The 21,134-nt window shown below is 70.1% G+C and carries 24 protein-coding genes and 4 tRNA genes; 22 read left to right on the forward strand and 6 right to left on the reverse strand.

Translation table 11 applies throughout. The annotated features are described in order from the left end of the window. Positions 1 to 20: 20 nt before the first annotated feature. Positions 21 to 509, reverse strand: coding sequence for a YajQ family cyclic di-GMP-binding protein (locus ACZ4V1_RS05160; RefSeq protein WP_468329573.1), 489 nt, complete (start codon positions 507 to 509; stop codon positions 21 to 23). Between the two features lie 236 nt (positions 510 to 745). Between ACZ4V1_RS05160 and ACZ4V1_RS05165 the strand changes: the two genes are divergently transcribed. Next, a tRNA-Tyr gene (locus tag ACZ4V1_RS05165) sits at positions 746 to 827 on the forward strand. 116 nt (positions 828 to 943) lie between these two features. Further along, on the forward strand, positions 944 to 1,165 hold the full coding sequence (locus tag ACZ4V1_RS05170; protein ID WP_468329576.1) for a hypothetical protein: 222 nt from the start codon (positions 944 to 946) through the stop codon (positions 1,163 to 1,165). A 36-nt stretch (positions 1,166 to 1,201) separates the two neighbouring features. On the opposite strand, the gene ACZ4V1_RS05175 is transcribed toward ACZ4V1_RS05170, so the two are convergent. Further along, the gene (locus tag ACZ4V1_RS05175) at positions 1,202 to 1,858 is read right to left on the reverse strand and encodes an NAD(P)H-binding protein (RefSeq protein ID WP_468329579.1); all 657 of its coding nucleotides are present in this window, start codon (positions 1,856 to 1,858) and stop codon (positions 1,202 to 1,204) included. Positions 1,859 to 2,115: 257 nt separating this feature from the next. After that, complete coding sequence (locus tag ACZ4V1_RS05180; protein WP_468329582.1) at positions 2,116 to 3,393, reverse strand: amidohydrolase family protein; 1,278 nt, start codon at positions 3,391 to 3,393, stop codon at positions 2,116 to 2,118. A 349-nt stretch (positions 3,394 to 3,742) separates the two neighbouring features. Between ACZ4V1_RS05180 and ACZ4V1_RS05185 the strand changes: the two genes are divergently transcribed. From ACZ4V1_RS05185 to ACZ4V1_RS05230, 10 genes are all read left to right on the forward strand, one after another. After that, a tRNA-Thr gene (locus ACZ4V1_RS05185) sits at positions 3,743 to 3,815 on the forward strand. Between the two features lie 46 nt (positions 3,816 to 3,861). Then, a tRNA-Met gene (locus ACZ4V1_RS05190) sits at positions 3,862 to 3,934 on the forward strand. A gap of 89 nt (positions 3,935 to 4,023) precedes the next feature. Next, positions 4,024 to 4,188, forward strand: a complete 165-nt coding sequence (rpmG, locus tag ACZ4V1_RS05195; protein ID WP_003948671.1) for a 50S ribosomal protein L33 — start codon at positions 4,024 to 4,026, stop codon at positions 4,186 to 4,188. Positions 4,189 to 4,360: 172 nt separating this feature from the next. Next, complete coding sequence (locus ACZ4V1_RS05200; RefSeq protein WP_468329585.1) at positions 4,361 to 4,813, forward strand: FAS1-like dehydratase domain-containing protein; 453 nt, start codon at positions 4,361 to 4,363, stop codon at positions 4,811 to 4,813. 79 nt (positions 4,814 to 4,892) lie between these two features. After that, positions 4,893 to 5,321, forward strand: a complete 429-nt coding sequence (locus ACZ4V1_RS05205; protein ID WP_468329588.1) for a MaoC family dehydratase — start codon at positions 4,893 to 4,895, stop codon at positions 5,319 to 5,321. 189 nt (positions 5,322 to 5,510) lie between these two features. Next, a complete protein-coding gene (locus tag ACZ4V1_RS05210; protein WP_468329591.1) occupies positions 5,511 to 6,125 on the forward strand; it encodes a dihydrofolate reductase family protein in 615 nt (204 codons plus the stop codon). Positions 6,126 to 6,301: 176 nt separating this feature from the next. Then, entirely contained in the window at positions 6,302 to 6,874 is a 573-nt protein-coding gene (locus ACZ4V1_RS05215) for a TetR/AcrR family transcriptional regulator (protein ID WP_468329594.1), read from the forward strand. A gap of 200 nt (positions 6,875 to 7,074) precedes the next feature. Beyond that, entirely contained in the window at positions 7,075 to 8,640 is a 1,566-nt protein-coding gene (locus tag ACZ4V1_RS05220) for an MFS transporter (protein ID WP_468329597.1), read from the forward strand. A gap of 146 nt (positions 8,641 to 8,786) precedes the next feature. After that, positions 8,787 to 9,167: a DUF3291 domain-containing protein gene (locus ACZ4V1_RS05225; protein WP_468329600.1), complete on the forward strand. Its 381-nt coding sequence runs from the start codon at positions 8,787 to 8,789 to the stop codon at positions 9,165 to 9,167. A gap of 19 nt (positions 9,168 to 9,186) precedes the next feature. Then, a complete protein-coding gene (locus tag ACZ4V1_RS05230; RefSeq protein ID WP_468329603.1) occupies positions 9,187 to 10,326 on the forward strand; it encodes a UDP-N-acetylmuramate dehydrogenase in 1,140 nt (379 codons plus the stop codon). 58 nt (positions 10,327 to 10,384) lie between these two features. Here the strand turns inward: ACZ4V1_RS05230 and ACZ4V1_RS05235 are convergent, their stop codons facing one another. Continuing rightward, positions 10,385 to 11,017, reverse strand: a complete 633-nt coding sequence (locus ACZ4V1_RS05235) for an NAD(P)-dependent oxidoreductase (RefSeq protein WP_468329606.1) — start codon at positions 11,015 to 11,017, stop codon at positions 10,385 to 10,387. A 146-nt stretch (positions 11,018 to 11,163) separates the two neighbouring features. Here ACZ4V1_RS05235 and ACZ4V1_RS05240 point away from each other — a divergent pair, with 146 nt between their 5' ends. Beyond that, positions 11,164 to 11,760: a TetR/AcrR family transcriptional regulator gene (locus ACZ4V1_RS05240; RefSeq protein ID WP_468329609.1), complete on the forward strand. Its 597-nt coding sequence runs from the start codon at positions 11,164 to 11,166 to the stop codon at positions 11,758 to 11,760. Between the two features lie 107 nt (positions 11,761 to 11,867). Here the strand turns inward: ACZ4V1_RS05240 and ACZ4V1_RS05245 are convergent, their stop codons facing one another. Next, positions 11,868 to 12,899: an adenosine deaminase gene (locus ACZ4V1_RS05245; RefSeq protein ID WP_468329612.1), complete on the reverse strand. Its 1,032-nt coding sequence runs from the start codon at positions 12,897 to 12,899 to the stop codon at positions 11,868 to 11,870. Between the two features lie 134 nt (positions 12,900 to 13,033). Then, a complete protein-coding gene (locus tag ACZ4V1_RS05250; RefSeq protein ID WP_468329615.1) occupies positions 13,034 to 14,260 on the reverse strand; it encodes a pyridoxal phosphate-dependent aminotransferase in 1,227 nt (408 codons plus the stop codon). Between the two features lie 249 nt (positions 14,261 to 14,509). Between ACZ4V1_RS05250 and ACZ4V1_RS05255 the strand changes: the two genes are divergently transcribed. The 9 genes from ACZ4V1_RS05255 (at position 14,510) to rplL (ending at position 20,663) form a co-directional block, all read left to right on the forward strand. Beyond that, positions 14,510 to 14,582, forward strand: a tRNA-Trp gene (locus tag ACZ4V1_RS05255). A 108-nt stretch (positions 14,583 to 14,690) separates the two neighbouring features. Further along, on the forward strand, positions 14,691 to 14,978 hold the full coding sequence (gene secE / locus ACZ4V1_RS05260) for a preprotein translocase subunit SecE (protein ID WP_453843230.1): 288 nt from the start codon (positions 14,691 to 14,693) through the stop codon (positions 14,976 to 14,978). Between the two features lie 80 nt (positions 14,979 to 15,058). Beyond that, on the forward strand, positions 15,059 to 15,955 hold the full coding sequence (gene nusG, locus ACZ4V1_RS05265) for a transcription termination/antitermination protein NusG (protein WP_468329620.1): 897 nt from the start codon (positions 15,059 to 15,061) through the stop codon (positions 15,953 to 15,955). Between the two features lie 182 nt (positions 15,956 to 16,137). Next, positions 16,138 to 16,572, forward strand: a complete 435-nt coding sequence (gene rplK, locus ACZ4V1_RS05270) for a 50S ribosomal protein L11 (RefSeq protein ID WP_003974315.1) — start codon at positions 16,138 to 16,140, stop codon at positions 16,570 to 16,572. A gap of 108 nt (positions 16,573 to 16,680) precedes the next feature. Next, on the forward strand, positions 16,681 to 17,406 hold the full coding sequence (gene rplA / locus ACZ4V1_RS05275) for a 50S ribosomal protein L1 (RefSeq protein WP_468329623.1): 726 nt from the start codon (positions 16,681 to 16,683) through the stop codon (positions 17,404 to 17,406). 167 nt (positions 17,407 to 17,573) lie between these two features. Beyond that, positions 17,574 to 18,389: an SCO4651 family lipoprotein gene (locus ACZ4V1_RS05280; RefSeq protein ID WP_468329626.1), complete on the forward strand. Its 816-nt coding sequence runs from the start codon at positions 17,574 to 17,576 to the stop codon at positions 18,387 to 18,389. A 95-nt stretch (positions 18,390 to 18,484) separates the two neighbouring features. Beyond that, the gene (locus ACZ4V1_RS05285) at positions 18,485 to 19,333 is read left to right on the forward strand and encodes an SCO4651 family lipoprotein (RefSeq protein ID WP_468329629.1); all 849 of its coding nucleotides are present in this window, start codon (positions 18,485 to 18,487) and stop codon (positions 19,331 to 19,333) included. 292 nt (positions 19,334 to 19,625) lie between these two features. After that, on the forward strand, positions 19,626 to 20,156 hold the full coding sequence (gene rplJ / locus ACZ4V1_RS05290) for a 50S ribosomal protein L10 (RefSeq protein ID WP_366849100.1): 531 nt from the start codon (positions 19,626 to 19,628) through the stop codon (positions 20,154 to 20,156). A gap of 123 nt (positions 20,157 to 20,279) precedes the next feature. After that, positions 20,280 to 20,663, forward strand: a complete 384-nt coding sequence (gene rplL / locus ACZ4V1_RS05295; protein WP_104785523.1) for a 50S ribosomal protein L7/L12 — start codon at positions 20,280 to 20,282, stop codon at positions 20,661 to 20,663. Positions 20,664 to 21,134 lie beyond the last annotated feature (471 nt).

Below are 21,134 nucleotides of genomic sequence, written 5' to 3' on the forward strand. Positions count from 1 at the left end.
CGAGGCGCCGGCTCAGCAGCTCACCGGTAGTTCACGAACTGCAGAGCGAAGTCGAAGTCCTGGCCCTTCAGCAGGGCGATCACGGCCTGCAGGTCGTCCCGGCTCTTGGAGGTGACCCGCAGCTCCTCGCCCTGCACCTGGGCCTTCACACCCTTGGGGCCCTCGTCGCGGATGAGCTTGGCCACCTTCTTCGCGTTCTCCTGGGAAATGCCCTCCTCGATCGACGCGAAGATCTTGTACTCCTTGCCGGAGAGCTGGGGCTCGCCCGCGTCCAGAGCCTTCAGCGAGATGCCGCGCTTGATCAGCTTGGACTGGAAGACGTCGAGGACAGCGTTCACCCGGTCCTCGGAGTTGGCCTCCATGAGGATCTTCTCGCCGGACCAGGAGATCGAGGCGCCCACGCCCTTGAAGTCGTAGCGCTGCGAGATCTCCTTGGCGGCCTGGTTGAGGGCGTTGTCGACCTCCTGCCGCTCGACCTTCGAGACGATGTCGAAACTGGAGTCGGCCATGTCCTGTGGCTCCTTGTATCTGGGTGCGTGTCGGGCCGCGTATCGGCTCCGTACCGGCGTACAACGGCGGCCGCCGAGCCCCGCAGGGGTCCTCGGCCGCATTCGGACCAGCCTAGCCACCCGCCGCCACTCCAGCGGCGATCAATCGGGTGGCGAAGCACCCCTCCACATCAGGTATTGTTTACGTCGTTGCCACGGAGCACCGCCGGAAGGCGGGTCGACGGGCAGCGAACCCCGGCGGTGTGCCCGAGCGGCCAAAGGGAGCAGACTGTAAATCTGCCGGCTCAGCCTTCCCAGGTTCGAATCCTGGCGCCGCCACACGGGAACGAGAGGCCCCGTGACCTGCCTGAACGGTAGGTCACGGGGCCTCTCGTCATGGGTGGGCGCGATGTGGTGTCCCGAAACGGAGCTCGTGCTGCGGGCAGACTGGTGCCATGGCCGACTCCTCCTCCCGTCGCAGAACCTGCCCCGAGTGCCGTCGCGAGATCGCCGTCGTCGCGGGGCGGTACGCGCGTCATGATCCGCCCGGGGTGCGGCGGAGCGGCGAGCTGGTCTCCTGCCCGGGGTCGCGTCGGCCGGCGCAACTCGATGCGGTGCAGCCGTCTCTGGACGGGTACGTAGTCCCTGACTTTCCAGGGCAGTTGCCGCTGTTCTGACCGTCCGTGCCGGGGAGCTCCGCGCACCTCGTGCGCTCAGTTGCCGGCCACCGACTTCACCGCCACCGACACGGGCGTCGAACCGCTGATCAGCTCCAGAGTCAGGCCGTTCGTGGCCGGGGTGTCGACCAGTTCCGCCAGTACTGCGGCCACGTCGTCGCGCGGGACCGGGCCTCGGCCGGTGTGGGCCTCCAGGCGTACGAGGCCGGTGCCGGCGTCGTCCGTCAGCGCGCCCGGGCGCAGGATCGTCCAGTCCAGCGCGTCCAGCGAACGCACGTATGCGTCGGCCTCGCCCTTGGCGCGCTGGTAGACGTCGAAGATCTCGTCTCCCTCGTGGTGCGGGTCCGCGCCCATGGAGGACACGACCACCAGGCGCCGCACGCCCGACCGGACCGCCGCGTCCGCGAAGAGGACGGCTGCCGCCTTGTCCACGGTGTCCTTGCGGGCCGCTCCGCTTCCGGGGCCCGCGCCGGCCGCGAAGACCGCCGCGTCCGCGCCCTCCAGCCGCTCCGCGACCTCCTCGACCGAGGCCGACTCCAGGTCGAGCACGACCGGTTCGGCGCCGACCGCACGCAGATCGTCGGCCTGCTCGGCCTTGCGGATGATGCCCGCCGCCTCGTCGCCACGCGCGGCGAGCAAGCGCTCCAGCCGCAGCGCGATCTGTCCATGACCACCAGCGATGACAATGCGCATGTCTTCGACCGTACGCCCCGACGGCCGCCCGCGCCGCACGACTTCGGCCGCATCCCACCGGACTCCGCATGCCACCGGACTCCGCATGCCACGGGACGCCGCATGCCACGGGACACCGCATCCCCACCGGACGCCGCACCCCCACCGGACGCCGCATCCCATCGCATCGGAGCGTTGTCCGTTCCCAACGCACCGCAGGGACGCCCGTCCCCGCCGCACCGGACGCCCGCGTCCCACCGGACGCGCACCGCGCTCCCTCAGGACGCTTCCCCACAGCCCCCACGTCCCCCGCGCCCCTGCCGAGGCAGCCCGAGATCCGTCGCGGTCGTCGAGTCGCCGTACTCCCGTACCGCGCTGGTCCGCGCCACCACGCGCCCCCGGTGCACCACGATCCGGCTGTACGCCAGTGAGAGCGCCCCCGCCAGGCGGTCACCGCGTACCGCGAGGAGCTCGGCCGGAAAGCCCGCCTCGACCCGTACCTCGGGCAGCCCCAGGGCCGCCCGCGCCGCCGCGCTCACCGCGTCGTACGCGTCCTCGGGGCCCAGCCCGTGGCACGAGGCCAGCAGGTAGGCCGCCTCCAGGGGGTCACCGCGCCCGACCGGGTTGGACACATCCCGCAGCGCACCGCTCCCGGCGGCGACCCGTACCCCGGCCGCACGCAACAGCCGTACCGGAGCGGTGCCGTCGCGGTGGTCGACGGCTCCGCAGACGCCCTGCGGCAGGCACACGACCGTCACTCCGGCCGCCGCGAGCTGGTCCGCGGCCCGGGAGGCCGCCTCGGCGGGCAGCCGGCCCAGGCCGTCGCACGGGCCGAAGGTCACTCCGGGGCGCAGCCCGCCCGCCATCGCCGTCAGCCGGGCCAGCCGCGCCGGGTCGGCGGCGTCCGTGTGCAGGTCGACCGGACAGCCGTGCTCGGCGGCGACCTCCAGGGCAGCTTCCACGTACCCGGTCGGATCGGGGTCCAGGTCCGGACACCCGCCCACCACGTCCGCGCCCATCTTGACCGCGTCCCGCAGTATCGCTACCCCGTCGGCCCCCGCCACGCCGGTCAGCACCCGGGGCATCGCCACCGCGGTCAGCTCCGCCAGCCCGCGCAGCGAGCGCCGCGCCCGCAGTACGGCGGTCAGCGCGCCGAGCCCCGCGACGTCGCCCACACGCACGTGGGCCCGTAGCGCGGTCGCCCCGTGCCCCAGCTGGAGCAGGGCGGCCTCGGTGGCCCGGCGCTGGACGTCCAGGGGGTCGTAGGAGACGGGGCCCGCGGTGCCGGCCGTCAGTGCCGTGTCGCCGTGGACGTGGGGTTCGGCCGGGGCGGGGAGGAGCAGGTAGCCGGTGAGGTCCACTCGGGCGCCGGGGCCGGGCGGGTGCGCCGGCGTCAGACTGCCGGCCGTGCCGACCGCCTCGATGCGCCCGCCGTACAGCCGTACGTCCACGGTCCGGCCGTCGGTGAGCCGCGCCCCGGACAGCAGGAGCGAGCCGCGGTCGGCGGGGTCCGAGGGGGAGGGCGAGTGGGGCGGCTGCGGCTGGCTGTCGGGCATCGCGCTCCTCTGGGCTCGGGACTGCGCAGTGGTGGGACGCAAGATCACGCAGAGTGAGGCGAGCCTAGGACGGTGATCAGCCCGTGGCGCGGAGGAGCGCAATAGTCGTACCGGTGCGGTCCGCTGTGTCGATGGCCCGCTGGAGGCCCCCCGGGGACGGGTGGGCGGGAGGCCGACAGGTCTGGGCGGGGAGGGCGGGGGCAAGGAGGGGGCGGGGCGAGGCGAGGCGTGGAACGGGACTGGGACGGGGCGAGGACGAGGCGAGGACGGACGGGGGGACGGGCTGGGACAGGGGCGGCGAAACGGATTTGGGCGAACGGCGGGCGACCGTGTAATGTCTTCATCGCTCGCCCCAATAGCTCAGTCGGCAGAGCGTCTCCATGGTAAGGAGAAGGTCAACGGTTCGATTCCGTTTTGGGGCTCTGGTGTGAGAGGTACCCGTCGCGAGGCGGGGCCCGATCGCATCACAGCGGTGTAGCTCAGTCGGTAGAGCAAGCGGCTCATAATCGCTGTGTCACCGGTTCAAGTCCGGTCACCGCTACTTTCAGTAGCCGATTGCGGGGTCGGTCCTTCAATCGGCTACTCTTTCCTGCGTTAATACCATCAATCCGTTCGTCAAGGAGCACTCACGTGGCTGCCACCGACGTCCGCCCGAAGATCACGCTGGCCTGCGTGGAGTGCAAGGAGCGGAACTACATCACCAAGAAGAACCGGCGTAACAACCCGGACCGACTGGAGATGAAGAAGCACTGCCCGCGTTGCAACGCGCACACCGCGCACCGCGAAACGCGATAAAACAGGCTCGTACACGAGGCCGTCCCCGAGGCTTGGGGGCGGCCTCGTGTCGTTTTGGGCAACGGTGCCGAGGCGGCACCGGCACCCGCAGGCCGGCCACCCCAACCCATAGTTCACCTAGCTCACCCAGCTCACCAATAGCCGCAAGCGAGCAGCAGGAGGTTGCGAGTCCATGGCGCTCGACCAGTCGTTCGTGGGGCGGACGTATCCGCCGACCGCGCCCTACGAGGTGGGCCGGGAGAAGATCCGCGAGTTCGCGGAGGCGGTGGGTGACGCCAACCCGGCGTACACGGACACGGCGGCCGCGAAGGCGCTCGGTCATCCGGACGTGATCGCTCCGCCGACCTTCGTGTTCTCGATCACGTTCAGGGCGGCGGGTCAGGTCATCGAGGACCCGCAGCTCGGCCTGGACTACAGCCGGGTGGTGCACGGCGACCAGAAGTTCGCTTACGCCCGTCCGGTGCGCGCCGGTGACCGGCTCACGGTCACCTCGACCATCGAGGCGATCAAGTCGATGGCGGGCAACGACATCCTGGACATCCGCGGCGAGGTCCACGACGAGGCCGGCGAGCACGTCGTGACCGCCTGGACCAAGCTCGTGGCCCGCGCGGCAGAGGAGGCGTGAGCGTCCCATGACACAGCCATCGACACAGCCCACGACACAGCCCACGGCGCAGTCCGTGAAGCAGCCCGGGACGGCTCCCATGACGGCGAAGGTCGCGTACGCCGACGTCGAGGTCGGCACCGAACTGCCCGTGCGGAGCTTCCCCGTGGACCGCGCCACCCTCGTGCGGTACGCGGGCGCCTCCGGCGACTTCAACCCGATCCACTGGAACGAGAAGTTCGCCAAGGAGGTGGGCCTGCCGGACGTCATCGCGCACGGCATGTTCACCATGGCCGAGGCGATCCGTGTGGTCACCGACTGGACCGGCGACCCGGGTGCGGTCGTGGAGTACGGCGTCCGGTTCACCAGGCCCGTCGTGGTCCCGGACGACGGCCAGGGCGCCGTGATCGAGGTCAGCGGCAAGGTGGCGGCCAAGCTCGACGACAACGCGGTTCGCGTCGACCTGACGGTCACCAGCGCCGGCCAGAAGGTCCTCGGCATGTCCCGGGCGGTCGTACGACTCGCCTGAGACCGCCAGCGGCGGGCCCTCCTGCTCCTGGTAACGACGGGAGCAGGAGGGGCTGGCGGGTACGGCAGAGGGTTGACGGGTGCAGGCTGAGGCCAACCGGTGTGGCCGAGGCCGACGGGGGCCCATCCGGGCCCGCCCCGCTCCCTGGGCGACCGATGAGTTCGGACGGCGGACCGGGTCTGCCCTGACATGACCCGAATCATCGCTGACATCTCGGTCTCCCTCGACGGCTTCGTCACCGGGCCCGACCCCGGCCCGGGCGCGGGTCTGGGCGCCGGCGGAGAAGCCCTGCACACCTGGGTGTTCTCCGATGACCCCGACGACCACCGGGTCGTGCGTGATGCGACCGCCCGCTCGGGTGCCGTCGTCCTCGGCCGTCGGCTCTTCGACGTGGTCGACGGGCCGAACGGCTGGGACGACACGTTCGGATACGGCGCCGGTGAGGTCGGCAAGCCCGCGTTCGTCGTCCTGACGAGCTCGCTGCCCGAGTCGGTGCGCCTCACGGGCCTCGACTGGACGTTCGTCACCACCGGTATGCCAGACGCCCTCACCGCCGCGCGCGAGCGTGCCGAGGCGGCGGCTTCGGACAGCGGCAAGGAGCTCGACGTCGTCCTCATGGGCGGCGGCGCCACGATCGGCTCGGCGCTCGACGCCGGCCTGGTCGACGGCCTGACACTGCACCTCGCGCCCGTGGTGCTGGGGGCCGGGACGCCGCTGTTCACCGGAGGAGTACCCCGCACGCTGGTGCAGCGCAGCGTGATCCCGACAACGACCGCGACGCACCTGACCTACGACATCCTGTGAGTCGGCACCCTGTGAGGAGGGCGGTTGACCACGGCGGTTGCCGAGGCGATTGACCAGGTGATCGACGAGGGCGGCCGGGTGCATCCGCAGGCGGTAGTGGGAGGTAGCGGGCAGTTGTGCGGCCGGCCCGGGTCTGCTGATTGACACAGTTAGTGATTGAGCACTAACTTACTCGCATGGTCAGGATGAGCGCAGAGGAGCGGCGTGAGAGCGTCATTCGCGCGGCGATGAGCGAGTTCGCCCGGGGCGGCTATCACGGCACGTCCACGGACGCCATCGCCAAGCGGGTGGGAGTCTCCCAGCCGTACCTCTTCCGGCTCTTTCCGGGCAAGAAGGCGATCTTCCTCGCGGTGGCGGAACGCTGTCTCCAGGACATGCGCCGGGTCTTCGAGGTGTCGTCCGAGGGCCTGCACGGCGAGGACGCCCTGCAGGCCATGGCCGAGGCCTACACGCGGCTGATCAGCGAGCAGCCCGAGCAGCTCCAGATGCAGTTGCAGGTGTACGTCACGGTCGCGGCGGCGGAGGCGGCAGGGGATCGCGAGTTCGGGGAGATGGTCCGCAGGGGCTGGCTGGATCTCTGGGACGCCGTACGTCTGCCCCTGGGCGGCGATGTCGGCGAGGCGACGACCTTCATGGCGTACGGCATGCTCATCAACGCACTGGCCGGCATGGGCTTCCCGCCGGAGCACCGGATCTGGGACGGCCTCCACATCTCGGCGCAGGTCAGGCGGAGTGGGGAAGACGCGTAGGGATGCATCGGTGCGCGACACGCACGGAGGCATGCGGATCTGCGTGGATCTGCGTGGATCTGTGCGGATGCGGAAGCGGAAGCGGAAGCGTGCCGGCGGGCAGGGAACTGCCGGATTGAGCCCTTTCGTATGCGCCAGAAAATTAGTTATTGATCACTAATCAAAATGACCGCAAGCAGTGAGCACCTTGTGGGGGAGAGATGTCACGACAAAGCGCACGTCGCGGGGGAGCGGGATGGGCCCTCGTCATCACCAGCGTCGCCGGTTTCATGGCGGCCCTGGACAACCTCGTCGTCACCACCGCCCTGCCATCCATCCGGGAGGATCTGGGCGGGGAACTGCACGACCTGGAATGGACCGTGAGCGCCTACACGCTCACCTTCGCGGTGCTGCTGATGTTCGGCGCGGCCCTCGGTGACCGCTTCGGCCGCCGCAGGCTCTTCGTGGTCGGTCTCACCGTCTTCACCGGCGCATCGGCCGCCGCGGCCCTGGCGCCCGGCATCGACTCGCTCATCGCCGCCCGCGCGGTCCAGGGCGTCGGTGCGGCGATCATGATGCCGCTCACGCTGACCATCCTGACGGCCGCCGTGCCCGCCGAACGGCGCGGAATGGCATACGGAATCTGGGGCGCCGTCAACGGGCTCGCCGTGGCGTCCGGCCCGCTGGTCGGCGGCAGCCTCACCGAGCACATTTCCTGGCAGTGGATCTTCTGGCTGAACGTTCCGCTGGGGCTCGCCCTGCTGCCGCTCGCCCGCCTCCGCCTCTCCGAGTCGTACGGCACCGGCGCCCCGCTCGACATTCCCGGCACGTTGCTCGCCAGCGGCGGACTCTTCGGCATCGTCTACGGGCTGGTCCGCGGCCCCGTCGACGGCTGGACCGGCCCTGTCGTACTGACCGCTCTGTTCGCCGGCGCGGCGCTGCTGACCGGCTTCGTCCGTCACGGCATCAACAGCAAGAACGCCATGCTCCCCATGAGGCTCTTCCGATCCCGTGCCTTCTCCGGAATCAACGCGGCGAGCCTGCTGATGTTCCTGGGGATGTTCGGTTCGATCTTCCTTCTCAGTCAGTACATGCAGTACGTGCTCGGCTACACGCCCACCGAGGCGGGGCTGCGCATGCTGCCCTGGACCGGCATGCCGATGTTGGTCGCTCCGATCGCCGGCATCCTGTCGGACCGGATCGGAGGGCGTCCGGTCCTCGCCACCGGACTCTTCCTCCAGGCGGCCGGCCTCGGCTACCTCGCCTCCGTGATCACGGCGGACGCCTCCTACGCCGTCCAGTTGCCGGGGCTGATCCTCAGCGGCATCGGCATGGCCCTGTTCTTCGCACCCGCCTCCGCCCTGGTGATGTCCAGCGTCGTCCCGAAGGAGCAGGGCGTCGCCTCCGGCGCCAACAACGCCCTGCGGGAGGTGGGCGGTGCGCTCGGCATCGCGGTCATGGCCTCGATCTTCGCGGCACAGGGCGGCTACGAGTCCGGGCAGTCCTTCGTCGACGGGCTGCGGCCGGCGGTCGCGGTGGGCGCCGGGCTGGTGGCACTGGGAGGCCTCGCGGCACTGCTGGTCCCGTCCCGCCGCCGGGACGGCCAAGCGCCCATGGACGAGCAGGGGCCCGCGGACGAGCACGGGCCGGAGTCGGTGACCGAGCCGGCGCTCGTCGCGGCCGGTGGAGCGACCGGTGCACCGGCCGGTGGAGCGACGGGTGCAACGGCCGGTGCAACGGCCGGTGCGCCGGCCGGTGGAGCGGCCGATGGAGCGCCCTCCCGCTGACCGCCTGACATCCGAGAGCCAGGACATGGACGGCACACGGACGACCCACGGAACGAACCGCAGAAGCACCCACGGAACGAACTACGGAACGAACCGCAGAACAACCGCAGGACAAACCACGGAACAAGCCGCAAAAGGAGCCCGAGATGCCCACCCTCCCCTGGACCGTGCCGAACCGGCCGCCGCAGGCCACCGAGGTCCACGTCTTCGCCTCCCGTTTCGAGACCCGCTCGCTGTGGGGAGCGCTGAGGTTCCTGGCGCGCACGCCGGGTGTGTGGCGCCAGATCAGGGGCGCGCCCGGAGCGTACGGCGCTTCCCTGAAGGCGGAACCCTTCAAGCGGACCTTCTGGACGCTGTCCGCGTGGGAGTCGCCCGAGGCGCTCAAAGCGTTCGCCCACTCCGGTGCCCACGCGCCGATCTCCCGCGGGCTGTCCGCGCAGATGCGGGACTCGAAGTTCGCCTCCTGGCCGGCACCGAGCGACGAGCTCCCGGTGAGCTGGGCCGAGGTACGAGAGCGCCTGAAGTGAGAGCCGGCTGCGGACGGATATGAGGACGGAAACGCCCCGGCCGACCGGTCGGGGCGTTTCCCGCTGCCCGGGGCTGTCGGTGCGGTCTCGTAGTCTTGAGCGCGTGCAGGAACTCCACGACGCTCCCCTCGCCCCGCTGACCACCTTCCGGCTGGGAGGACCGGCGACCCGGCTGGTCACGGCCACGACCGACGCCGAGGTGATCGCCGCCGTCCGCGAGGCCGACGACACCGGCGCGCCCCTGCTCCTCATCGGCGGTGGATCCAACCTGGTCATCGGCGACAAGGGCTTCGAGGGCACCGCCCTGCGCATCGCCACGCGCGGCCTCTCCCTCGACGGCACGACGCTGGAGCTTGCGGCCGGCGAGACCTGGACCGACGCCGTCGCCCGTACCGTCGAGGCCGGGCTCGCCGGCGTCGAGTGCCTGGCCGGCATCCCCGGCTCGGCGGGCGCCACCCCCATCCAGAACGTCGGCGCGTACGGCCAGGAGGTCTCCTCCACGATCACCGAGGTGATCGCGTACGACCGCAGGTCCCGCGAGACGATCGCCCTCACCAACACCGACTGCGGCTTCTCCTACCGCCACAGCCGATTCAAGGCGGAGCCCGAGAGGTACGTCGTCCTGCGCGTCCGCTTCGAGCTGGAGAACGCCGACGGGCTCTCCGCGCCCCTCCGATACGCCGAGACGGCCCGCGCCCTCGGTGTGGCGCCCGGCGAGCGGGTACCGCTGGACGAAGCCCGTGACACCGTGCTGAAGCTGCGGGCCGGCAAGGGCATGGTCCTGGACCCCGAGGACCACGACACCTGGTCGGCCGGGTCGTTCTTCACCAACCCGATCCTCACGGAGGAGGAGTTCGCCGCCTTCCGCGCCCGCGTGGACGAGCGCCTCGGCACCGGCGTCGAGCCGCCCGCCTTCCCGGCCGGGGAGGGCCGTATCAAGACCTCCGCGGCCTGGCTGATCGACAAGGCCGGCTTCACCAAGGGCTACGGCACCGGCCCCGCCCGCATCTCCACCAAACACACCCTCGCCCTCACCAACCGCGGCGAGGCGACCACGGAGGACCTGCTCGCACTGGCGCGCGAGGTCGTCGCCGGGGTCCGTGAGGCCTTCGGCGTCACACTGGTCAACGAACCGGTGACGGTCGGCGTCAGCCTCTAGCCGAGTCCCGAGTCCCGAGTCCCGAGTCCCGAGTCCCGAGTCCCGAGTCCCGAGGGCGTCAGTAGGCCACCCCCACGCCCTGCTTGACGGTCCCCGCGTCCTCGACCATCGCGAGCATCGCGTGGGCGACGTCGGCGCGGCCCACGAAACGGCCCTTGGACGGGAAGCCCCCGACCACCGTCCGGTACCGGCCGGACAGGGGCTTGTCCTGCAGCCGCGGTGGCCGGAGAGCCGTCCAGTCGGTGGCGCTGCGCGCCAGTTCGGCCTCCATGGCGCGCAGATCGGCGTAGACGTCCTTGAGGAGGGCGGACACGACGCCGCGTGCGCCCCGGTCCAGCAGGCCGGCGTCCCGCGGCTCGGGCCCGACCGGGGCGGCACTGACGACCAGCAGCCTGCGCACGCCTTCCGCCTCCATCGCTCCGAGCACCGTCCGGGTCAGCCTGGTCGCGACCCCGGCGTCGGCGCGGCGGCGCGGGCCGAGCCCGGACAGCACGGCATCGCGCCCGGCCACCGCCGGCCGTACCGCTGCCGCGTCGCCCGGATCCGCGCGGAAGACCTCCAGGCGCTCGCCGGTCACGGACAGCCGCGCGGGATCCCGCACGACGGCCGTGACCTGGTGTCCGGCACCGAGTGCCTGCCGGACGACCTCCTGGCCGATGCCTCCGGTGGCACCGAAGACGGTGAGCTTCATGGCGTACTCCGTTCCGCGCGGCGGCGTGGCCGCGCTCTGACTGATGCGCCTGGCTGGCGTTCCTCAGTGGGTGAGTACTCACTCACCACTCGCTACCTTAGGGTGAGTAAGTACTCACCCATTCGTCAAGCCCGACTGGAGCAGTCATGCCGCCCGCCAAGCCGGTCCGGGAACGCATCCTGGACGCCGCCCACGAGCTGATGCTGACCGTCGGGCTGGCCCGCGCCACCACGAAGGAGATCGCGAGGGGAGCCGACTGCTCCGAGGCCGCGCTGTACAAGCACTTCGCGAGCAAGGAGGAGCTCTTCATCCGCGTGCTGTCCGAACGGCTGCCGCGGCTGACCCCCCTGCTCCGAGGCCTCGCCGCCGAGCCGGACCGTGCCGACCTGGAGGAGAACCTCACCGAGATCGCCCGCCAGGCCGCTCTGTTCTACGAGCAGAGCTTCCCGATCGCCGCCTCGTTGTACGCCCAGACGCAGCTCAAGCGACGGCACGACGACGCGATGCGCGAGTTGGGGACCGGGCCGCACCTGCCGATCGAGGGCCTCGACGCCTACCTGCGCACCGAGCAGGCCGCGGGGCGCGTCCGCGCCGACGCGGACACCTTCGCCGCCGCGTCGCTGCTGCTGGGTGCCTGTTCGCAGCGGGCGTTCGCGTACGACGCGACGCGGAGCGGTGTCCGGCCGCCGGTGGACGAGTTCGCGCGGCGGCTGGCCCGGACACTGCTCGCGGGGATCTCCTGAACTGACGCCCGGCGCGGGTGCGGGGCCCGGACGCGGCCCGGAACGCGAGACGGACGAGGACGGACCCGGACGGACACGGACGGACGCGGACGGACGCGGGACGGTCACTACTCGGTCAGCCAGGCGTCCACCCCCGCCAGCAGCTTCCCCTTCACATCCTCCGGAGCGGCCGACCCCCGCACCGACTGGCGGGCCAGTTCCGCCAGCTCCGCGTCCGTGAAGCCGTGGTGGTCCCGTGCGATCTCGTACTGGGCGGCCAGCCGCGACCCGAACAGCAGCGGATCGTCCGCGCCCAGCGCCATCGGCACCCCCGCCTCGAACAGGGTCCGCAGCGGCACGTCCTCGGGCTTCTCGTACACGCCCAGGGCGACGTTCGACGCCGGGCACACCTCGCACGTCACCTGCCGGTCCGCCAGCCGCTTCAGCAGCCGGGGGTCCTCCGCCGCCCGCACCCCGTGCCCGATCCGGTCGGCCTCCAGGTCGTCCAGGCAGTCCCGCACGGACAGCGGCCCGGTCAGCTCGCCCCCGTGCGGCGCGGAGAGCAGCCCGCCGTCCCGCGCGATCGCGAACGCCCGGTCGAAGTCCCGGGCCATGCCCCGCCGCTCGTCGTTGGAGAGCCCGAACCCGACCACGCCCCGGTCCGCGTACCGCACCGCGAGCCGGGCCAGCGTCCGCGCGTCCAGGGGGTGCTTCATCCGGTTCGCGGCGACCAGCACCCGCATCCCGATCCCGGTGTCCCGCACGGTCGTCTCCACCGCGTCGAGAATGACCTCCAGCGCCGGGATCAGCCCACCCAGCCTCGGCGCGTACGACGTCGGGTCCACCTGGATCTCCAGCCACCCCGACCCGTCGCGCAGGTCCTCCTCCGCGGCCTCCCGGACCAGCCGCTGGATGTCCTCCGGCTCTTGCAGGCACGACCGCGCCGCGTCGTACAGCCGCTGGAAGCGGAACCAGCCCCGCTCGTCCGTCGCCCGCAGCTTCGGCGACTCCCCGCGGCCCAGTGCCTCGGTCAGCGTCTCGGGCAGCCGCACGCCGTGTTTGTCGGCCAGTTCCAGCAGGGTCGCGGGCCGCATCGATCCGGTGAAATGCAGGTGGAGATGGGCCTTCGGCAGTTCAGAGACATCACGTACACGCTCCATTCCGTGATCCTGCCGCACGACACGCCCGGACCGACAGCACTTTCCCCGTACGTGGTCTTGCTCGCACAAAGAAACAGGGGCCGCACCTCGACGCCGAGGTGCGGCCCCTGCCGGGGAAGCGGGAGAAGCGGTGCTCAGTCCCGCGCCTCCGCCAGCAGCTTCTGGATCCGGCTCACGCCCTCGACGAGGTCCTCGTCCCCGAGCGCGTACGACAGCCGCAGGTACCCGGGCGTGCCGAACGCCTCACCCGGCACCACCGCGACCTCGGCCTCCTCCAGGATGAGCGCGGCCAGCTCGACCGTGTTCTGCGGGCGCTTGCCGCGGATCTCCTTGCCGAGGAGCGCCTTCACCGACGGGTACGCGTAGAACGCGCCCTTGGGCTCCGGGCACAGCACGCCGTCGATCTCGTTGAGCATCCGCACGATGGTCTGACGGCGCCGGTCGAAGGCCTCCCGCATCTTCGCCACGGCGTCCAGGTCCCCGGAGACCGCGGCGATCGCCGCCGCCTGGGCCACGTTGGACACGTTGGACGTGGCGTGCGACTGGAGGTTCGTCGCGGCCTTGACGACATCCTTCGGGCCGATGACCCACCCGACCCGCCAGCCGGTCATCGCGTACGTCTTCGCCACACCGTTGACCACGATGCACTTGTCGCGCAGCTCGGGCAGCAGTGCGGGCATGGACACGGAGAAGGCGTCGCCGTAGACGAGGTGCTCGTAGATCTCGTCGGTGAGCACCCACAGACCGTGCTCGACGGCCCACTGGCCGATCGCCTCGGTGTCGGCCTCGCTGTACACGGCACCCGTCGGGTTCGACGGCGACACGAAGAGGACGACCTTGGTCTTCTCGGTGCGCGCGGCCTCCAGCTGCTCCACGCTGACCCGGTAGCCGGTCGTCTCGTCGGCGACGACCTCGACCGGGACACCGCCGGCCAGCCGGATCGACTCCGGGTACGTCGTCCAGTACGGCGCCGGGACGATGACCTCGTCGCCCGGGTCGAGGATCGCGGCGAACGCCTCGTAGATGGCCTGCTTGCCGCCGTTGGTGACCAGGATCTGCGACGGGTCGACCTCGTAGCCGGAGTCGCGCAGCGTCTTCGCGGCGATGGCGGCCTTCAGCTCGGGCAGCCCGCCGGCCGGCGTGTAGCGGTGGTACTTCGGGTTCTTGCACGCCTCGATGGCGGCCTCGACGATGTAGTCCGGGGTCGGGAAGTCGGGCTCACCGGCGCCGAAGCCGATCACCGGACGTCCGGCGGCCTTGAGGGCCTTGGCCTTGGCGTCCACGGCGAGGGTGGCGGACTCGGAGATCGCACCGACTCGGGCGGAGACCCGGCGCTCGGTGGGAGGGGTTGCAGCGCTCATGGACCCATCGTTCCAGACCGGAAACTCCCCGGGTACACGGGTTTCACGGACTGAACAGGACACGGCACCGGGCGGGTCAAGGGCGGGGCACGGGCGGTGGACAGCCCTGAACACCAGTCCGGACGTGCTTTCTGTTCGACGCCCGGCCGTTGAGCACGTACACTCTCACCTCGTTGGCCTTCAGCGGTCCGCGCCCACCCGGTGCACTCCAAGCATCCGGGCGTATGCGGTACGTTGGGGGACACACAAAGGGTCGTAGCTCAATTGGTAGAGCACTGGTCTCCAAAACCAGCGGTTGGGGGTTCAAGTCCCTCCGGCCCTGCTACACACACCTTCGCCAGGATGTGTGCGCATGTACGTACAGCAATGCACCGCCGTGCGGCTCCAACCGGGCGCGGCACGGCCACGACCCGGAATCAGGTGAGGACGAGTGACGGACGCCGTGGGCTCCATCGACATGCCTGATGCCGAGGACGAGGCGCCGGACTCCAAGAAGAAGTCCCGCAAGGGCGGCAAGCGTGCCAAGAAGGGCCCGCTGAAGCGCCTCGCGCTTTTCTACCGCCAGATCGTCGCGGAGCTGCGCAAGGTCGTCTGGCCCAGCCGTAACCAGCTGACGACGTACACCACCGTCGTGATCATCTTCGTGGTCATCATGATCGGCCTGGTGACTCTGATTGACTATGGCTTCAGTCACGCCGCCAAGTACGTCTTCGGCTGAGTCGAGAGCGAAGGGCGCCGAGGTACCCGGCGCCCCTTTCGCGTGTTCCACCCCTATGTATCCAGGAAGAAGCAGCCACCGTGTCTGACCCGAACGTGAACGACGCCATCGAGCCGGTCGAGTCCGTCAAGGACGAGCCCGGCACCTTCGAGGGCGCCGACAACGAGGACACCGAGGCCTCCGCCGAGGCCGAGGCTGCCGACGACGCCGTCGTCGCGGACGCGGACGAGACCGCTGAGGCCGAGGGCGAGCCCGCCGAAGACGAGACCGCCGAGGCCGCGGACGAGTCCGCCGAAGCGGAGACCGCAGAGGCCGCGGAGCCCGGGGCCGAGGCAGAGGCCGCGGAGCCCGAGGCCGAGGTCGACCCGATCGAGGCGCTCCGCCAGGAACTGCGCGTCCTGCCCGGCGAGTGGTACGTGATCCACACGTACGCCGGTTACGAGAACCGCGTGAAGACCAACCTCGAGCAGCGCGCCGTCTCGCTGAACGTCGAGGACTACATCTTCCAGGCCGAGGTGCCGCAGGAAGAGGTCGTCCAGATCAAGAACGGCGACCGCAAGACGATCCGGCAGAACAAGCTGCCCGGCTACGTCCTCGTCCGCATGGACCTGACCAACGAGTCCTGGGGTGTCGTCCGCAACACCCCCGGCGTCACCGGCTTCGTCGGCAACGCCTACGACCCGTACCCGCTGACGCTGGACGAGATCGTCAAGATGCTCGCCCCGGAGGCCGAGGAGAAGGCCGCCCGCGAGGCCGCCGAGGCCGAGGGCAAGCCGGCTCCGCAGCGCAAGGTCGAGGTCCAGGTCCTGGACTTCGAGGTCGGCGACTCGGTCACCGTCACCGACGGCCCGTTCGCGACGCTCCAGGCCACGATCAACGAGATCAACGCCGACTCGAAGAAGGTCAAGGGTCTCGTCGAGATCTTCGGCCGCGAGACCCCGGTCGAGCTCAGCTTCGACCAGATCCAGAAGAACTAGTACCTCTCACCGGTACTCCTCTGGACGTACTGCTTCCGAGCAGGTCAGGCAGACGCTCGCGCGTCGTCTGACCTGCTCGGTTTTTGGCCGCACATCCATACCCGTTATCGTTGTGCGGTATGCCTGTGTCCGGGTCGCCCCCGGACGCGGGCAGGACCCGAATCGAAAGGACCCGGAGAGCTATGCCTCCCAAGAAGAAGAAGGTCACGGGGCTCATCAAGCTCCAGATCCAGGCCGGTGCCGCGAACCCGGCCCCGCCGGTCGGCCCCGCGCTGGGTCAGCACGGCGTCAACATCATGGAGTTCTGCAAGGCCTACAACGCCGCGACCGAGTCGCAGCGCGGTTGGGTCATCCCGGTGGAGATCACGGTCTACGAGGACCGCTCCTTCACCTTCATCACGAAGACGCCGCCGGCCGCCAAGATGATCCTCAAGGCCGCGGGCGTGGAGAAGGGCTCCGGCGAGCCGCACAAGACCAAGGTCGCGAAGATCACGCGTGACCAGGTCCGCGAGATCGCCACCACCAAGATGCCCGACCTCAACGCCAACGACCTGGACCAGGCGGAGAAGATCATCGCCGGTACCGCTCGTTCCATGGGCGTCACGGTCGAGGGCTGACCTCCACCCCCGTAAGCAAGCCGCGCGGCGGTAGCCGCAAGGCCAGGACAGTGTGGCAGGGCCTGCTCGGCCCGGACCACGACTCCTAAGAAGCCACCAGGAGCAGTAGTGAGCAAGCGCAGCAAGTCTCTCCGCGCTGCGGACGAGAAGATCGACCGGGACAAGCTCTACGCCCCGCTCGAGGCCGTCCGTCTCGCCAAGGAGACCTCCACGACCAAGTTCGACGGCACCGTCGAGGTCGCCTTCCGCCTGGGTGTCGACCCGCGCAAGGCCGACCAGATGGTCCGTGGCACCGTGAACCTCCCGCACGGCACCGGTAAGACCGCCCGGGTCCTGGTCTTCGCGACCGGTGACCGTGCCGAGGCCGCGACCGCCGCGGGCGCCGACATCGTCGGCTCCGACGAACTGATCGACGAGGTGTCGAAGGGCCGTCTGGACTTCGACGCCGTCGTCGCCACCCCGGACCTCATGGGCAAGGTCGGCCGCCTCGGCCGCGTCCTCGGCCCGCGTGGTCTGATGCCGAACCCGAAGACCGGCACCGTGACCCCGGACGTGGCCAAGGCCGTGACCGAGATCAAGGGCGGCAAGATCGAGTTCCGCGTCGACAAGCACTCGAACCTGCACTTCATCATCGGCAAGTCGTCCTTCGACGACACCCAGCTGGTGGAGAACTACGCCGCGGCGCTGGAGGAGATCCTCCGCCTGAAGCCGTCCGCCGCCAAGGGCCGCTACATCAAGAAGGCCGCCATCAGCACCACGATGGGCCCCGGCATCCCGGTCGACTCCAACCGCACCCGCAACCTCCTCGTCGAGGAGGACCCGGCGGCGGTCTGAGCCCACGGCTCGCCCAACCGGTTCACGGGCCCCGCACCTTCCGAGGTGCGGGGCCCGTTCCCTTTTCCCGTACGGGTGCCCGATCGCTGGGCTAGCGTGCGGACAGCGCGGCATCGCGCAGGGGCACGCGGGGACAGCACGGGCACACGGGGACAAGGGGTGGGCGTATGACGGGCACGACGGCACGCCGTACGGTCGTCTGGATGGCGGTGACGGCCGCGCTGGCGTGCGTCACCGCCTGCACCTCCTCCGGCGGGTCCGCCGACTCCACCGATTCCCCCCACGCCACCGACCGGTCGACGCGGTCGCTGCGCTCCGTGGAGCGGGCCACCGGACGGGCGGGTTCGGCGAGGGTCGAGTCCACGACCGTCATGGGCCGCGAGCTGTCCCTGGACGCCGTCGGCGCCCTCGGCTGGAGCGACGGCCTCACCGGCACCCTGACGATCACGTACACCGGCGGCACCACCGCCGCGGCCATGCGCCGGCTCGGCACCACCGCCATGGAGGCCCGGTACCTGCCCGACGCCTACTACGCGAAGATGGGCGACGAGTTCGCCGACCGGGTGGGCGGCAGGCACTGGATCAGGTACGTCTACGCCGACCTGGAGGGCCTGGACGGCGGCACGGGTGCCGGCTTCGCGGACCAGATGCGCGAGACCACGCCCCATCAGACGGTGAAGCGGCTGCTGGCCGCCGACGATGTCCGCGAGGTCGGCGAGGAGACGACCCGCGGCCGGCGCACCACGCACTGGACCGGCACGGTGGACGGCGCGGTGGACGGCACGATGGCCCAGACCGTCGACATCTGGGTCGACGACCGGGACCTGCTGGTCAAGAAGGTCGAGCGGGGGCGGACGGAGACCGGGGCGCTGACCCAGACCGCGTACTACAGCGACTACGGCGTCGCCGTGTCCGCGAAGCGGCCTCCCGCCGCCGACACGGCGGACTTCAAGGAGCTCCTGAAGGCGCAGGGCGACGGCTGATCCACACAATCCACAAGACTGTTCGAACCGGCTTGGGTACGCTCGCGTCCTGTTGGGTGAGAGCTGTTTCTCGCTGTGTTCCGTGGGGGGAATCCATGAAGACTTCCGTACGCGTGCCCGTGGGTGCCGGGCTGGCCGCGCTGCTGCTCGCCGCAGGCGCGGTGGGCTGCTCCAAGGACGAGGGGGCCGAGAAGTCCCCGAAGATGTCGCCGGCGGCGGCCGTCGCCAAGGCGGCGAAGAACACGGAGGAGATCGACTCCCTCCGCTACCGCATGACCGGGCGTGCCCCCGAGGAGGGGAGGGTCGAGGCCGAAGCCGAGATGCAGCTCAAGCCCACGCTCGCGATGAGCATGAAGATGACGGCGCTCGACCAGGGCGCCGACGCCAAGGCGGAGATCCGGCTCGTCGGCAAGGCCATGTACATCGGCGGCGGCGCCGAGGCGGCCAAGGAGATGGACGGCAAGAGCTGGATCAAGTTCGACCTGTCCGCGCTGGGCGCCGACAAGGAGCTGAACCAGCTCGGCGGCGCCTCCCAGGCAGACAAGAACCCGGCGGCCGAGTCCACCTTCCTCACCGGCGCCAAGGACGTGGAGAAGGTCGGCACCGAGACCGTCGACGGCGTGCAGACCACCCACTACAAGGGCACGGTCACCCTCGCCGACCTGGAGAAGTCCCTCGGCGACGAGGACGAGGCCACCCGGGAGAAGCGCCAGAAGAGCCTCGAGCAGTACGAGAAGATGGGCGTCGACAAGCTCGCGATGGACATGTGGATCGACGGCGACGACCAGACCAAGCAGTTCCGCATGCGCGGCGACGCCGACAAGGGTCCGCTGGACATGACCATCACCTTCCTCGGCTTCAACGAGCCCGTGAAGGTCACCGCCCCGCCCGCCGAGGACACCGTGGACCTGGCCGAGATGATGCAGGAGTCCCAGCAGGGCTGAGTCGCCGTACGGGCGGATTTGCTTGACACTGCCCCGTTCACGTACTCTTCCCGAGAAGCCAAAGACCGCTGGTCGTTGCCGTGTGCTCGCGAGAGGGCACGGTGGCCGAAGGATCCGCTGAACTGCGGACGACCCGCGCAGGTGACTGTGGATGAGCTCCCGGAGTCCGCGCCTCGTGCGTATGACACACGGTCGAGCCACGCCCCGTGCGCCTGCGCCGGGGCGTTTCGTTTTCCCCAGTCCTCCTTCGGGTCCGCGCGGTCCGAATCACCCGGAAGGAGGCCGAGGCTCTATGGCGACGCCCGAAAAGGCTGCCGCGGTTGCCGAGCTGACGGACAAGTTCCGCAGCTCGAACGCCGCCGTGCTGACCGAGTACCGCGGTCTCACCGTGGCGCAGCTCAAGACGCTGCGCCGGTCGCTCGGTGAGAACGCCCAGTACGCCGTGGTGAAGAACACGCTGACCAAGATTGCGGCCAACGAGGCCGGGATCACGCTCGACGACCAGCTCTTCGCTGGTCCGACGGCCGTCGCCTTCGTCACCGGTGACCCGGTGGAGTCGGCGAAGGGTCTGCGCGACTTCTCCAAGGACAATCCGAATCTCGTCATCAAGGGCGGAGTCCTTGACGGCAAGGCGATGTCCGCCGACGAGATCAAGAAGCTTGCGGACCTCGAGTCCCGCGAGGTTCTGCTCTCCAAGCTGGCGGGTGCCTTCAAGGGCAAGCAGTCCCAGACTGCGCAGCTCTTCCAGGCGCTTCCCTCGAAGCTCGTCCGCACCGTGGACGCGCTCCGTGCCAAGCAGGACGAGCAGGGCGGTGCCGAGTAACTCGGCTCGCTTTCCGATCCTCGCCGCATGAACCGCATGAGGTGAGGGTCGACGCGGGCCCGACGTACGCCCGCCTCACCCCGTACATCCGGCACCTGCCGAATTAGTGGAAGGACCGCCATCATGGCGAAGCTCAGCCAGGACGACCTGCTCGCCCAGTTCGAGGAGATGACCCTCATCGAGCTCTCCGAGTTCGTGAAGGCCTTCGAGGAGAAGTTCGACGTCACCGCCGCCGCTGCCGTCGCCGTCGCCGGTCCGGCCGGCCCGGCCGCCCCGGCCGAGGCCGAGGCCGAGCAGGACGAGTTCGACGTCATCCTCACCGGTGCCGGCGACAAGAAGATCCAGGTCATCAAGGTCGTGCGCGAGCTGACCTCCCTGGGTCTGAAGGAGGCCAAGGACCTCGTGGACGGCGCCCCGAAGCCCGTCCTGGAGAAGGTCGCCAAGGACGCCGCCGAGAAGGCCGCCGAGTCCCTCAAGGGCGCCGGCGCCTCGGTCGAGGTCAAGTAAGACCGCGAAGGCACCACGGATCCGTCAGGATCTGTAACGCCTCAGCACCGAAGAGCGATCATCCATCCGGGTGGTCGCTCTTCGGCGTATCCGGGGGTCCGGCGGCGGCTGCCTTGCACGCGCGACGGCGAAGAGTATGGTGATCTTCGTCGTGCCGTCGCCGGGGCCCTGAGAGCCCCTTGGCGGCAGGCGGTTCGGGCAAGGGGGGCCTTGACGAACCGCACGCAGCGCGCGATTCTCAGGACGCGTCGTCAACAAGGATCCGAATCCGAGGCATGGATCCGCGGCGAAGAGGGCAGTATCACGGTGCGTTGAGGGCGAGGCCTTGCCGCAGGTGGTGAGAACAACGAGGAGCGAACACGGTCCCGGAGACCTTCACTGGACATCAGTGTGCCATGTGGCTACACTGACCCTTTGCGCTGCCTGTTAGTTGCCCCCTGCCCGTCACCAGGGGTCTGCCCTCGCCCGAGC

It is taken from the genome of Streptomyces sp. NPDC028991 (genome assembly GCF_055564775.1).

Bases quoted from the DNA above. Each gene is read 5' to 3' on its own strand.
- ACZ4V1_RS05160 (WP_468329573.1), bottom strand. From the start codon at position 509: ATGGCCGACTCCAGTTTCGACATCGTCTCGAAGGTCGAGCGGCAGGAG.
- ACZ4V1_RS05170 (WP_468329576.1), top strand. From the start codon at position 944: ATGGCCGACTCCTCCTCCCGTCGCAGAACCTGCCCCGAGTGCCGTCGC.
- ACZ4V1_RS05175 (WP_468329579.1), bottom strand. From the start codon at position 1,858: ATGCGCATTGTCATCGCTGGTGGTCATGGACAGATCGCGCTGCGGCTG.
- ACZ4V1_RS05180 (WP_468329582.1), bottom strand. From the start codon at position 3,393: ATGCCCGACAGCCAGCCGCAGCCGCCCCACTCGCCCTCCCCCTCGGAC.
- ACZ4V1_RS05200 (WP_468329585.1), top strand. From the start codon at position 4,361: ATGGCGCTCGACCAGTCGTTCGTGGGGCGGACGTATCCGCCGACCGCG.
- ACZ4V1_RS05205 (WP_468329588.1), top strand. From the start codon at position 4,893: ATGACGGCGAAGGTCGCGTACGCCGACGTCGAGGTCGGCACCGAACTG.
- ACZ4V1_RS05210 (WP_468329591.1), top strand. From the start codon at position 5,511: ATGACCCGAATCATCGCTGACATCTCGGTCTCCCTCGACGGCTTCGTC.
- ACZ4V1_RS05215 (WP_468329594.1), top strand. From the start codon at position 6,302: ATGGTCAGGATGAGCGCAGAGGAGCGGCGTGAGAGCGTCATTCGCGCG.
- ACZ4V1_RS05220 (WP_468329597.1), top strand. From the start codon at position 7,075: ATGTCACGACAAAGCGCACGTCGCGGGGGAGCGGGATGGGCCCTCGTC.
- ACZ4V1_RS05225 (WP_468329600.1), top strand. From the start codon at position 8,787: ATGCCCACCCTCCCCTGGACCGTGCCGAACCGGCCGCCGCAGGCCACC.
- ACZ4V1_RS05230 (WP_468329603.1), top strand. From the start codon at position 9,187: ATGAGGACGGAAACGCCCCGGCCGACCGGTCGGGGCGTTTCCCGCTGC.
- ACZ4V1_RS05235 (WP_468329606.1), bottom strand. From the start codon at position 11,017: ATGAAGCTCACCGTCTTCGGTGCCACCGGAGGCATCGGCCAGGAGGTC.
- ACZ4V1_RS05240 (WP_468329609.1), top strand. From the start codon at position 11,164: ATGCCGCCCGCCAAGCCGGTCCGGGAACGCATCCTGGACGCCGCCCAC.
- ACZ4V1_RS05245 (WP_468329612.1), bottom strand. From the start codon at position 12,899: ATGGAGCGTGTACGTGATGTCTCTGAACTGCCGAAGGCCCATCTCCAC.
- ACZ4V1_RS05250 (WP_468329615.1), bottom strand. From the start codon at position 14,260: ATGAGCGCTGCAACCCCTCCCACCGAGCGCCGGGTCTCCGCCCGAGTC.
- rplK (WP_003974315.1), top strand. From the start codon at position 16,138: ATGCCTCCCAAGAAGAAGAAGGTCACGGGGCTCATCAAGCTCCAGATC.
- ACZ4V1_RS05280 (WP_468329626.1), top strand. From the start codon at position 17,574: ATGACGGGCACGACGGCACGCCGTACGGTCGTCTGGATGGCGGTGACG.
- ACZ4V1_RS05285 (WP_468329629.1), top strand. From the start codon at position 18,485: ATGAAGACTTCCGTACGCGTGCCCGTGGGTGCCGGGCTGGCCGCGCTG.
- rplJ (WP_366849100.1), top strand. From the start codon at position 19,626: ATGGCGACGCCCGAAAAGGCTGCCGCGGTTGCCGAGCTGACGGACAAG.
- rplL (WP_104785523.1), top strand. From the start codon at position 20,280: ATGGCGAAGCTCAGCCAGGACGACCTGCTCGCCCAGTTCGAGGAGATG.